Raw genomic sequence first — 13090 nt, 5'->3', positions numbered from 1 at the left:
GAGCGGCAGCATGTCTTCAGAAACCCGACCATCCACCATCAACCGTCCGGTGTTTTTTCCGGCGGCCATTTTTACGCTGCTGCTGGTCGGTTTCGCGATCCTGGCACCGAAATCCGCGCAAAGCCTGTTCGAGTCCGTGCAGGGCTGGATCCTGGGTAACGCCAGCTGGTTCTACATATTGGTCGTGGCCATCATCCTGCTGGCCGTGGTGTTTCTCGCTGTGAGCCGCTATGGCGACATCAAGCTCGGACCGGACCATAGCGAGCCCGACTACCGCAATTTCACCTGGTTCGCCATGCTGTTCTCCGCGGGCATGGGGATCGGGCTGATGTTCTTCGGCGTGGCCGAACCCGTCATGCACTTCATGTCGCCGCCGGTAGGGGAAGGCGGCACGGTAGCGGCGGCCCGCGAGGCCATGAAAATTACCTTCTTCCACTGGGGGCTGCACGCCTGGGCCATTTACGCGGTGGTAGCGCTGATCCTGGCTTTCTTCAGCTATCGGCATGGCTTGCCCTTGACGCTGCGTTCGGCGCTGTATCCCCTGATCGGGAACCGCATCCATGGGCCCATCGGGCATGCCGTCGACATTTTCGCCATCATCGGCACGGTGCTGGGCGTAGCGACGTCCCTGGGGCTGGGCGTGGCGCAGATCAACAGCGGCCTCAATCATCTGTTCGACACGCCCGTCGGCGTGCCCACGCAGATCGTCCTGATCATCGTGACCTGCGGCCTGGCGACCCTGTCGGTGGCCAGCGGCCTGGATAAGGGCATCCGCATCCTGTCCGAAACCAATCTGGTGCTGGCCGCGGTGCTGCTGCTGTTCGTGCTGGTGGTCGGGCCCACGGTGTTCCTGTTCCAGACTTTCGTCCAGAACACCGGCGCCTATCTGTCCGACATCGTTAACAAGACCTTCAACCTCTATGCCTATGAACCCACCGACTGGATCGGCGGCTGGACGCTGTTCTACTGGGGATGGTGGATAGCCTGGTCGCCCTTCGTCGGCTTATTCATTGCGCGCATCTCTCGCGGCCGCACGATCCGGGAGTTCGTGACCGGCGTCCTGCTCGTGCCGGCGGGCTTCACCTTGTTCTGGATGACGGTGTTCGGCGATGCGGCCATCCACATGATCCTGGTCGACAAAGTGCAGGGTTTTGCCGAAGTCGTGGAGGCCGATTCGTCGCTGGCGCTGTTCGCCTTCCTGGAGCAATTGCCTTGGAGCAGCGTGCTGTCGGTCATCGCGATCGCAATGGTGGCGGTCTTCTTCGTCACTTCGGCGGACTCGGGGGCACTGGTGGTGGACCTGCTGGCCTCGGGCGGATCGGACCGCACGCCGGTGTGGCAGCGGATTTTCTGGTCCTTGTTGATGGGCGCCGTGGCGATCGCCCTGCTGCTGGCCGACGGCCTGACGGCCCTCCAGACCGCGACCATCGCCAGCGCGCTGCCGTTCTCGGTCATCCTGCTGCTTTCCTTGTGGGGCCTGTTCAAGGCGCTCAAGCTGGACGCGACCAAGCGCGGCATACGCTACCAGTCGCTGACCCTGTCGCGCCCCACGCGCGGCGGCCAGTCCTGGGAGCGCCGCCTGCGCAACATGGTCATGATGCCGCGCCGCGCCCACGTGCTGCGCTTCATCGCGGACGTGGTGCGGCCGGCGCTGGAGGACGTGGCCGAGGAACTGCGCCGCCAGGGCTATGCCGTGGCCGTGCGCGAGGATGAAGACGAGGGGGCCGTGACCCTGGAGGTCTCGCATGGGGACTACCTGGACTTCTGGTACGCGGTGCGGCCCGAAGCCTTCGTGCGGCCGAGCCTGACGCCGGAAGAGGCGGCCGACGAAGAAGAGCGCAAGTATTTCCGCGCCGAGGTCCATCTGCGCGAGGGCGGGCAGGACTACGACATCATGGGCTGGAGCCGCGACGCCGTCATCGGCGACATCCTCGACCAATACGAGCGCCACCGCCATTACCTGCACATGGTGCGCTAGGCGCGCTGTCCGCTCCATCGGCCGCCGGGATTCCCGGCGGCTTTTTTTCGTCTCGTCGCCGGCCGATAGGCCGCCGCTATCCGGGGGATTGTGTAAGCCTTTTTGACGAAATCGCCGAGATCGTGGATTATCCAAGAATATTCTTTGATAAATAGCGAGCGAATGATGAAGTCGAATTCAGGAGCATGGACGGCAGGGGCCGTCGCGCTGGCGGTGGCGCTGGCGGGGGGCGGGCTGTACTGGAAGTACGGCGGCGCGCCGAAGAACGGCGGCTGGTCCATGGCGCCGGCCAAGGTCGCCGTCGCGGCCGCCGAGCAGGCGGACTTCCCCGTCGCCCTGGGCGGCATCGGTTCGCTGGAGGCCACGCGTCAGGTGCTGGTGGCGGCCGAGGTGGACGGCCGGGTGGCCCAGATCCTGTTCACGCCGGGCGAGCGGGTCCGCGCCGGCCAGTTGCTGGTGCAGTTGAACGACGCGCCCGAGCAGGGCGAACTGGCGCGGCTGCAGGCCCAGGCCCGCAACGCCCGCGCCTTGCTGGAACGCACGCGCCGCCTGCTGCCGCAACAGGCGGCCACGCGCGAGCAGCTGGACCAGGCCCAGGCGGACTACGACCAGGCGGCGGGAGACATCAAGCGCATGCAGGCGCTGATCGAGCAGAAGCGCATCAAGGCGCCGTTCGACGGCGTGCTCGGCGTGCGCCGGGTGAACCTGGGCCAGTTCGCCCGGGCGGGCGATCCGCTGGTGTCCCTGACCGACGGCTCCGCCATGTACGCCAACATTACGTTGCCCGAGCAGGCCCTGGGGGCACTGCGCGTGGGCCAGCCCGTGGCCGTGACGGTGGACGCCCATGCCGGACGCGTCTTCGCCGGCCAGGTCACCACGGTGGAACCGCAGGTGGACCCAGGCTCGCGCACCGTGCGCGTGCAGGCCACCCTGCCCAATGCCGACGGCGCGCTGGCGGCCGGCATGTTCGCGCACGGCGAGGTCGGACTGCCCGCCCGGCCGGACGTGATCACGGTGCCCGAAACCGCGGTCAGCTACAGCGCCTACGGCGATTCCGTCTACGTGCTGACGCCGCCCAAGCCGGGGCAGGAAGGCGCCCCGCCGACCGTCAGGCAGGCCTATGTGAAGACCGCGGAGCGCGCGCGCGGACGGGTCGTCGTGACCGAAGGCCTGCAGGCCGGAGACCGCGTGGTGACCTCGGGCCAACTGCGCCTGCACAACGGCGCGGCGGTGGAGGTAAGCGCCGAGGACACCGTCGCGCTGGACGGCTTGCGGCAAGCCGTGGCGCAGGCACGGTGAGGGCGCGGGAGCGAACATGAAATTCACCGATCTCTTCGTGCGCAGGCCGGTGCTGGCCCTGGTCGTCAGCACCCTGATCCTGCTTCTGGGCATCAAGGCCTTGAGCGGCCTGCCGGTGCGGCAGTATCCCTTGACCGAAAGCACCACCATCACGATCACCACGCAGTATCCGGGCGCCTCGCCCGACCTGATGCAGGGCTTCGTCACCCAGCCGATCGCGCAGTCCGTGGCCACCGTGGAGGGCATCGACTACCTGTCCTCGTCCTCCACCCAGGGCCGCAGCGTCATCACGGTGCGGATGAAGCTGAACGCCGATTCGAACAAGGCCATGACCGAGGTGATGGCCAAGGTGAACGAGGTCAAGTACCGCCTGCCGCAGGACGTCTACGATCCGGTGCTGGTGAAGTCCGCCGGAGAGGCCACCGCGGTGGCCTACGTGGGATTCTCCAGCTCGACCCTGTCCCTGGCCGCGCTCACCGACTACCTGTCGCGCGTGGTGCAGCCGCAGCTTTCGTCCATCGACGGCGTGGCCAGCGTGGAACTGTACGGCGGGCAGAAGCTGGCCATGCGGGTCTGGCTGGATCCCAACCGGATGGCGGCGCGCGGCATTTCCGCGGGCGAGCTGGCCGACGCGCTGCGCGAGAACAACGTGCAGGCCGCGCCGGGACAGGCCAAGGGCCTGTACGTCGTATCCAACATCCAGGTCAACACCGACCTGGTCAACGTGGCGGAGTTCCGCGACATGGTGGTCAAGCGCGAGGGCGACGCCATCGTGCGGCTGGGCGACGTGGCCACGGTGGAACTGGGCGCGGCGTCGACGGACTCCAGCGGCCTCATGGACGGCGAGCCGGCGGTGTACTTCGGCCTGAACGCCACGCCGGTGGGCAACCCGCTGGTCATCGTGAAACGCCTGAACGAACTGCTGCCCAACATCAAGCAGAACCTGCCTCCGGGCACCAGCGTGCAGGTGCCGTTCGAACTGGCGCGCTTCATCAGCGCGTCCATCGACGGCGTGGTGCGCACGCTGATCGAGGCCATCGCCATCGTGGTGGCCGTCATTTTCCTGTGCCTGGGCTCCCTGCGCGCGGTGCTGATCCCGGTGGTGACCATCCCCCTGTCCATGCTGGGCGGGGCGGCGATCATGGCCCTGTTCGGCTTCAGCGTGAACCTGCTGACCCTGCTGGCCATGGTGCTGGCGATCGGCCTGGTGGTCGACGACGCCATCGTGGTGGTGGAAAACGTGCATCGCCACATCGAGGAGGGCAAGTCGCCCGTGCGGGCGGCGCTCATCGGAGCGCGCGAGGTCGCGGGGCCGGTGATCGCGATGACGATCACGCTGGCGGCGGTCTATGCGCCCATCGGCCTCATGGGCGGCCTTACCGGTTCGCTGTTCAAGGAGTTCGCGTTCACGTTGGCCGGGGCCGTGGTCGTATCTGGCGTCATCGCGCTGACCCTGTCGCCCGTGATGAGCTCCTTCCTGCTGGACAACCGCGTGTCCGAAAGCTGGATGGCGCGCCGGGCCGAGCATTTCTTCGGCCGCCTGGGCGACGCCTACGGCCGGGTGCTGGACGTGTCGCTGCATCACCGCTGGGTGACCGGCCTGGTGGCCGTGGCGGTGCTGATCAGCCTGCCGTTCCTGTACAACGCCGCCCAGCGCGAACTGGCGCCCGTCGAGGACCAGTCCACCGTGCTGACGGCGATCAAGTCTCCGCAACAGGCCAACATCGACTACGTGGAGAAGTTCGGCAAGAAGTGGGACGACGTGATGAAGACCCTGCCCGAGCAGAACGGCCGCTGGCTGATCAACGGCTCCGACGGCGTGTCCAACAGCATCGGCGGCGTGGACTTCGTCTCCTGGGAGCATCGCAAGCGCTCGGCCGACGAAATCCAGGCCGACATGCAGTCGATGGCCAACCAGGTGGAAGGCAGCAACATCTTCGCCTTCCAGCTGCCGTCCCTGCCGGGTTCCACCGGCGGGCTGCCGGTGCAGATGGTCGTCATGAGCGCCTCGGACTATCCCGTCGTCTACGAGGCCATGGAAGGGCTGAAGAAGGCCGCGCGCGAAAGCGGCCTGTTCATGGTGGTCGACAGCGACCTGGACTACAACAATCCGGTGGTGCGGCTGAAGGTGGACCGGGCCAAGGCCAACAGCCTGGGCGTCACCATGAAAGCCATCGGCGACACGCTGGCCGTGCTGGTGGGCGAGAACTACGTGAACCGCTTCGGCATGGACGGCCGGTCCTATGACGTGATCCCGCAGAGCCTGCGCGAACAGCGCATCTCGCCGGAATCGCTGGCGCGCTACTACGTCAAGAGCGCCAGCGGCGCGCAGGTGCCGCTGTCGAACATCGTGAGCGTGTCCATGGGCGTCGAACCCAACTCGCTCACGCAGTTCAACCAGCTCAACGCCGCCACGTTCCAGGCGATTCCCATGCCGGGCGTCACCATGGGCGATGCCGTCCAGTTCCTGACGCGCCAGGCGCAGACGCTGCCCGCGGGCTTCAGCTACGACTGGCAGTCGGACGCGCGCCAGTTCACCCAGGAGGGTTCGGCGCTGATGATCACCTTCATCTTCGCCATCATCGTGATCTACCTGGTGCTGGCCGCCCAGTACGAGAGCCTGCGGGATCCGTTCATCATCCTGGTGAGCGTGCCCATGTCCATCTGCGGCGCGCTGATCCCGCTGGCGCTGGGCATGGCCACGGTCAACATCTATACGCAGATCGGGCTGGTGACGCTGATCGGCCTGATCAGCAAACACGGCATCCTGATGGTGGAATTCGCCAACGAAATGCAGGTCAGCCACGGGCTGGACCGGCGCGCCGCCATGGAGCAGGCCGCCCGCATCCGCCTGCGTCCCATCCTGATGACGACCGCCGCCATGGTCATGGGCCTGATTCCGCTTCTGTTCGCGACCGGCGCGGGCGCGCACAGCCGCTACAGCCTGGGCCTGGTCATCGTGGTCGGCCTGCTGGTGGGCACGCTGTTCACGCTGTTCGTGCTGCCCACCGTCTATACCGTATTCGCCCGCGACCACCGGGCGGCGAACGATACGCCGCGCGCCCGGGAACTTGCGCTGGCCCAGGCCGAGGACGCCGCGGTGCCGGGCGCCGCCGCCTAGCCGAAGGAAACGATCATGAAGAATTCCCGATTTTCCATACGCCTGCGTCGCGGCGCGGCCGTGCTGCTGGCCGCGCTGGCCACCGCAGGCTGCGCCGTCGGCCCCGACTACCGGAAGCCCCAGGCCGCGCCGGTGGCGCTGGCCAGCCCCGAGCAGGCCCTGTTCTCCACCGACCGGCTGCAGCGCGACTGGTGGAAGCAATTGCAGGATCCCCAGCTGGACCGGCTGATCGATCTGGCGCTGTCCCGCAACCTAGACATCCGCATCGCGCAGGCGCGGTTGGCGGAGTCGCGGGCGGTGCTGGATGAAAAAGAGCTGGATCAACTGCCGGCGGTCACGTTGGGAGGCGGCTATGAACGCAGCCTGTCCCAAGCCAATGCCGGCGCCACCGGCCAGCGCAACCTGGCGCAGAGTTACCGTGCGGGCTTCGACGCCACCTGGGAACTGGACCTGTTCGGCCGGCTGCGCCGGGCGGCGGAAGGCGCGGCCGCGCGCAGCGAGGCGCAGGCCGCGGACCTGGCCCAGGCCCGCATCGTGGTGGCCGCCGAAGTGGCGCGCAACTATTTCGAGCTGCGCGGCGCGGAGCAGCGCCTGGCCGTGGCGCGCGCCAACCTGGAGAGCCAGCGGGACAGCCTGCGCGTGATCCAGGCCATGGTGTCCGCCGGCCGCGGCGACGAGGGCGACCTGGCCAGCGCCCGCGCCGAACTGGAGACGGTGCAGGCGAGCGTGCCGGTGCAGATAGCCGCCCGGCGCCTGGCGCAGTACCGGATCGCGGTGCTGGCGGGCCTGCGGCCCGTGGAGCTGGGCGAGCTGGACGCGGGCAAGGCGCTGGCGCCGCTGGATACCCGTCTGCCGATCGGCGACGTGAGCGCCTTGTTGTCGCGCCGTCCGGACGTGCTGGCGGCCGAACGCGGCATGGCCGCCGCCAATGCCGACGTGGGCGTGGCGACCGCGGAGCTGTATCCACGCATAGACCTGGGCGGGTTCCTGGGCTTCGTCGCCTTGCGCGGCGCGGATTTCGGTTCGTCGGCCAGCCGCGCGTTCAGCGTGGCGGCCACTGCCAACTGGCCGGCCTTCCATCTGCCCACGGCGCTGGCGCGCAAGCGCGGCGCGGTGGCGCGCGCCGACGGCGCCGTCGCCAGCTACGAGCAGACGGTGCTGCGCGCGGTCGAGGAACTGGAAGCGGCGCTGACGGAATACGGGCAGACGCAGCAGCGCCTGGGCAGCCTGGCGCAGGCCGCCGCGCATAGCGGCAGGGCGGCGGAACTGGCGCAACTGCGCTACCGCGAAGGCAGTACCCCTTATTTGACGGTGCTGGACGCGCAGCGTACGCTTTTGCGCGCCCAGGACGCCGTGGCGATCGCCGAGACGGAGTCCTACACCCGCCTGATCGCGCTCTACAAGGCGCTGGGGGGCGGATGGGAGGCGCCGTCGACGGCGCCGCGGGCCGCTGCTGGCTGACCGGCCGGCGCGGTTCGTGGCACCATAGGCAAACATCCGGAGAATCCCCATCCATGTCTGACAGTCCGTCCCATCCCGTCGTCTGGGAGCATCAACCCGCGGACCGCGTGCTCATGACCTTGAAGACGCGCGGCCCGCAGTCCGTTGCCGTCATCGCCCGCGCCATGGACGTGACGGCCGAGGCCGTGCGCCAGCAGATGGCCCGCTTGCATGCGGAGGGGCTGGTGGATTCCGAAAGCCATAGCGCGGGCCGGGGACGGCCCACCCAGATCTGGTTCCTGACCGACGCCGGGCACGGCCGTTTCCCGGACACGCATGCCGAAATGACGGTGCAGATGCTGGGCGCCATCCGCCAGGTGTTCGGCGAGGATGGCGTCGAAAAGCTGATCCAGGCGCGCGAGGCCGCCATGCTCGGCAGCTATCGCCAGGCCATGCAGGGCGCCCGCAGCCTGAAGGAACGGCTGGAGCGGCTGGTGGAAGTCCGTTGCGCCGAAGGCTACATGGCCGAGCTGCGCAAGGATGGCCGCGACTTCCTCTTCATCGAGAACCATTGCCCGATCTGTTCCGCGGCAAAAGCCTGTATGGGTTTCTGCCGCAGCGAACTGGAACTCTTCCACAAGGTGCTCGGAGACGAGGTCCGGGTCCGGCGAGAAGAGCACATCCTCACGGGCGCTCGCCGCTGCGCCTATCGCATCGACAAGGGCGGCTGAGCCGTCACGAGCCGGGCTGCTCCCAGCCGCCCAATGCCTTGTAGAGTTCCACCGCGTTGACCAGACGGCGTTGCTGCAGCCGGATGAATTCCTGCTCGGACTCGAACAGGCTGCGCTGCGCTTCCAGCATTTCCAGATAGCTTGCCACGCCGCGTTCGTAGCGCCTTTCGGTCAGGCGCTGGCGGTCGCGGTCGGCATCGCGCACCTTGCGCTGGGCGTCGATCTGGGCGCGTAGCGTATCGCGCGCCGACAGCGCGTCGGCGACCTCGCGGAAGGCCTGCTGGATGCTGCCTTCGTATTGCGCCACCGCGATGTCCTTGCGCGCTTCGGCCAGCGACAGGTTGGCGCTGTTGCGGCCCGCGTTGAAGATAGGCAGCGTCAGCTTGGGCGCGAAGATCCAGGTGCCGGTGCCTGAGCCGAACAGGTCGGAGAAACTGCTGGCCGTGGTGCCGACGTCGGTCGTCAATTGCACCGACGGGAAGAACGCGGCGCGCGCCGCGCCGATGTCGGCGTTGGCGGCCCGCAGCGTGTCTTCCGCCTGGCGCAGATCCGGGCGCCGGGCCAGGAGGGCCGAGGGCAGGCCCGCCGCCAGGGGCGTGAGGCTCTGGCTTTCCAGCGCGACCGCGTCGGGGTCGGGCGGCAGGGCGAGGTCTCCCGCCAGCAGGCCCAGCGTGTTCACGGCCTGGCGGTACTCCCGGCTCAGCTCGGCATGTGTCGCGCGCGAGGATTCCACCAGCATCTGCGCGGTGCGCAGCCCCACGGCCGTCTCCAGCCCCGCGTCGTAGCGGCGCTGGGTCAGCTTGAGCGAGGCTTCGCGCAGCGCCAGCGTGCTCTCGGTCAGGCGCAGTTGCTCGGCCAGCGAGCGCTGGTTGAAGTAAGCCGCGGCCGTCTCCGACACCAGCGACAGCGTGGCGGCGCGGTGTGCTTCCTCGCTGGCGAGGTAGCGCGACAGCGCGGCGTCGCTCAGGCTTTTCACGCGGCCGAAGAAATCCAGCTCGAACGCGGCGATGCCGACCGCCGCGCGGTAGCGGTCCGAGACCGGCATGCGGGACTGGCCCGGCTCCGCGCCGCGGCCGCGGCTGAATTCGCCGGTGCCGTCGATGGACGGCAGCCGGTCGGCCTGCTGCACGCCATACAGCGCGCGGGCTTCCTGGATGCGCAGCGCCGCCACCCGCAGATTGCGGTTGTTGGCCAGCGCGGCCTCGATCCAGGCCTGTAGCGCCGGATCGTTGAAGTAGGCGCGCCAATCCTGAGGCGGGGCGACCTGGCCGTCGGCTGGCGGCACGCCGTAGGCGGCCGGCACCGGCGCGGCCGGGCGTTCGTAGGTGGGGGCCAGCGAGCAGCCGGCCAGGGCCAGCGCCAGCAGGGGCATTGCCACGACCTTCATGGCGAGATCTCCAGCGTTTCGCGGTCTTCGGGACGCGCGGGGCGGGCGCGCATGCCCAGCACGCGGCCCACGATGAGGAAGAAAAGGGGCACGAGGAAGACGGCCAGCACCGTGGCGGTGATGATGCCGCCCAGCACGCCCGTGCCGATCGCGGCCTGGGCGCCGGACGCCGCCCCGGTGGCCAGCGCCAGCGGCAGCACGCCCACGCCGAAGGCCAGCGACGTCATTACGATGGGCCGCAGCCGCAGCCGCGCGGCTTCCAGCGTGGCCGACACCAGGCCCTGGCCGTCGCGCACCAGGTCCTTGGCCACCTCGACGATCAGGATGGCGTTCTTGGCCGACAGGCCGATGGTGGCGATCAAGCCCACCTTGAAGTAGATGTCGTTCGGCATGCCGCGCAGGCTCACGCCCAGCAGGGCGCCGATCACGCCCAGCGGCACCACCAGGATCACCGCCAGGGGGATGGACCAGCTTTCGTACAGCGCGGCCAGCGCCAGGAACACCACCAGCACCGAGAGGGCGAACAGCACGGGCGCCTGGCTGCCGGACAGGCGTTCCTCATAGGACTGGCCCGACCAATCGAAGCCGATGCCGCGCGGCAGGTCCGCCGCGAGCGTCTCCATCGCGCGCATGGCCTCTCCGCTGCTGTGTCCGGGAGCCGCCGACCCGTTGAGGGTGAACGAGGGGAAGCCGTTGTAGCGGTTCAGCTGCGGCGGGCCCATGGACCACTCCAGCGTGGCGAAGGCGGACAGCGGCACCATCTGGCCCTGCACGTTGCGCACGTGCAGGCGCGACACGTCGTCCACGTCGACGCGGCTCTTGCCGTCGGCCTGCACCGTCACGCGGCGGACCTGGCCGTTGAGCATGAAATCGCCGATGTAGTCCGAGCCGTACATCACCGCCAGCGCCGTGTTGATCTCGTCCATGGGCACGCCCATGGCCTGGGCCTTGTCGCGGTCCACGCGCAGCGCCAGCTGAGGCGCGTCCTCCTGGCCCGCGAACACCACGTCCGCCAGGGCCGGGTGGGCGGCCGCCGCCGCCAGCAGCTGCTGGCGGGCGCCGGCCAGGGCGTCGTGGCCCAGGCCGGCGCGGTCCTGCAGGCGGAAGTCGAAGCCCGAGGTGGAGCCCAGGTCCGGCAGCGGAGGCGAATTCAACGCGTGCACCATGACGTTCTTGCGGGCGGCGAAGGCGGCGTTGACGCGCTCGACCACGGCGTCCACATGCTGGTCGGCGCCGCGGCGCTGCTTCCAGTCCTTGAGCGTCACGAAGAACATGGCCGAGTTCGGGCCGCTGCCGTACTCGCTGAAACCGTTGACCGAATACACGTACGCCACCGGCTCGTTCTCCATCATGTAGCGTTCGACGTCCTTCACGACCGCCATGGTCTCCGCCTGCGGGGCGCCCTGGGGCAGGATGACCATGGCCATGAAGCTCCCCTGGTCCTCTTCGGGCAGGAACGACGACGGCAGCCGGGCGAACAGCAGCGCCGCCACGCCGATCACCGCCAGGTAGGCCAGGCCGAAGCGCGCCGGCCGGGCGAGCACGCCCGATACCCGCGCCGTGTAGCGCGCGGTCAGGCGCGCGAAGGCCCGGTTGAACCAGCCGAAGAAGCCGCGCTTCTCGTGATGCCCGGCGTCGATCGGCCGGAGCATGCTGGCGCACAGCGCCGGCGTCAGCGACAGCGCGAGGAACGCCGAGAAGGCGATCGATACCGCCAGCGTCACGGCGAACTGGCGGTAGATGTTGCCCACCGCGCCGTCGAAGAACGCCATCGGAACGAACACCGATACCAGCACGACGGTGATGCCGACGATGGCGCCGCTGATCTGGCGCATGGCCTTCACCGTGGCCTCGCGCGGGGCCAGGCCTTCCTCGGCCATGATGCGCTCGACGTTCTCGACCACGACGATGGCGTCGTCCACCAGGATGCCGATGGCCAGCACCATGCCGAACATCGTCAGCACGTTGATGGAATAGCCCAGTCCCAGCATCGCGCCCAGCGTGCCCAGGAGCGCCACCGGCACCACCAGGGTGGGAATCAGCGTCGCGCGGAAGTTCTGCATGAACAGGTACATCACGCAGAACACCAGGGCCACGGCTTCCAGCAGCGTCATCAGCACCTTCCGGATCGAGATCTCGACGAAGGTGGATGTCTCGTACGGGATGTCCCAGGTCACGCCCGGCGGGAAGTACTGGGCCAGCTCCTGCATGGTCGCGCGGATGCGCCGGGTGGTCTCCACCGCGTTGGAACCCGGCGCCAGCTTGATGCCCAGCCCGGTGGCGGTCATGCCGTTCACGCGCGACAGGTACATATAGTCGGTGCCGCCGAGCTCGACCCGGGCCACGTCCTTCAGGCGCAGCGTGGCGCCGCCGGGCTGGGCGCGCAGCGGAATGTTGGCGAACTGCTCGGGCGTCTGCAGGGTTTCGCCCGCGACGATGCTGGCGTTCAGCGGCGCGTCCTTGGGCACGGCCTGGTTGCCGAGTTCGCCGATGGTCACGCGCGCGTTGTGGCTGCGCAGGGCCGCGACGATATCGCCCGGCGTCAGCGACAGGGCGGTCAGCTTGGCCGGATCGGGCCAGATGCGCATGGCCGCCTCGGCGCCGAAGGACTGCACCTTGCCCACGCCTTCCACCCGGCGCAGGGCCTGCAGCACGTTCGAGGCGGCCAGCTCGCCCAGCTGGATATCGTCCAGGGCGCCGTCCGACTTGAGCGACACCACCAGCTGGATGTTGTCGGCCGCCTTTTCCACGCGCACGCCGTCGCGCCGCACCGCTTCCGGCAGGCGGGGCTCCACGGCCTTCAGCCGGTTCTGCACTTCCACGGCCGCGAGGTCGGGGTTGGTGCCCTGCTTGAAGGTGAGGTTGATGCTTGCCCAGCCGGTCGAGTCGCTGGACGACGAGGTGTACATCAGCCCGGGAGCGCCGTTCATCTCGCGTTCGATGATGGCGGTCACCGCCTCTTCGACCACCTTGGCCGAGGCGCCCGGGTAGCTGGCGCCCACGTTGACCACGGGCGGCGCGATGTCGGGATACTGGGCCACCGGCAGGGCGCGGATGGACAGGATGCCGACCAGCACGATCAGCAGGGAGATCACCCACGCGAAAACAGGGCGATCGATAAAGAAACGCGCCAT

At 68.6% G+C, this 13090-nt stretch carries 7 protein-coding genes; 5 read left to right on the top strand and 2 right to left on the bottom strand.

The window, feature by feature from the left end:
- The first annotated feature begins 10 nt into the window (after positions 1-10).
- From ADE01S_RS00855 to ADE01S_RS00835, 5 genes are all read left to right on the top strand, one after another.
- Positions 11-1978, top strand: coding sequence for a BCCT family transporter (locus ADE01S_RS00855; protein WP_062679564.1), 1968 nt, complete (start codon positions 11-13; stop codon positions 1976-1978).
- 165 nt (positions 1979-2143) lie between these two features.
- Positions 2144-3277 carry an efflux RND transporter periplasmic adaptor subunit gene (locus ADE01S_RS00850; RefSeq protein ID WP_062679862.1) on the top strand — a complete coding sequence of 378 codons (1134 nt, stop codon included), beginning with the start codon at positions 2144-2146 and terminating at the stop codon, positions 3275-3277.
- Between the two features lie 16 nt (positions 3278-3293).
- Positions 3294-6398, top strand: a complete 3105-nt coding sequence (locus tag ADE01S_RS00845; protein WP_062679563.1) for a MexW/MexI family multidrug efflux RND transporter permease subunit — start codon at positions 3294-3296, stop codon at positions 6396-6398.
- 15 nt (positions 6399-6413) lie between these two features.
- On the top strand, positions 6414-7859 hold the full coding sequence (locus ADE01S_RS00840) for an efflux transporter outer membrane subunit (protein ID WP_062679562.1): 1446 nt from the start codon (positions 6414-6416) through the stop codon (positions 7857-7859).
- Positions 7860-7912: 53 nt separating this feature from the next.
- A complete protein-coding gene (locus ADE01S_RS00835; protein ID WP_062679561.1) occupies positions 7913-8569 on the top strand; it encodes a helix-turn-helix transcriptional regulator in 657 nt (218 codons plus the stop codon).
- Positions 8570-8573: 4 nt separating this feature from the next.
- On the opposite strand, the gene oprZ is transcribed toward ADE01S_RS00835, so the two are convergent.
- Both oprZ and ADE01S_RS00825 read right to left on the bottom strand, forming a co-directional pair.
- The gene (gene oprZ, locus ADE01S_RS00830; protein ID WP_062679560.1) at positions 8574-9956 is read right to left on the bottom strand and encodes a multidrug efflux RND transporter outer membrane subunit OprZ; all 1383 of its coding nucleotides are present in this window, start codon (positions 9954-9956) and stop codon (positions 8574-8576) included.
- Positions 9953-13090, bottom strand: coding sequence for a multidrug efflux RND transporter permease subunit (locus ADE01S_RS00825; RefSeq protein ID WP_062679559.1), 3138 nt, complete (start codon positions 13088-13090; stop codon positions 9953-9955). The genes oprZ and ADE01S_RS00825 overlap by 4 nt, the downstream gene beginning before the upstream one ends.

The sequence above is a fragment of the Achromobacter denitrificans NBRC 15125 genome (assembly GCF_001571365.1).
GTDB lineage: Bacteria > Pseudomonadota > Gammaproteobacteria > Burkholderiales > Burkholderiaceae_B > Achromobacter > Achromobacter denitrificans.
Note: the sequence above shows the minus strand (reverse complement) of the source record. Positions and strands in the feature narration are given on the sequence as shown.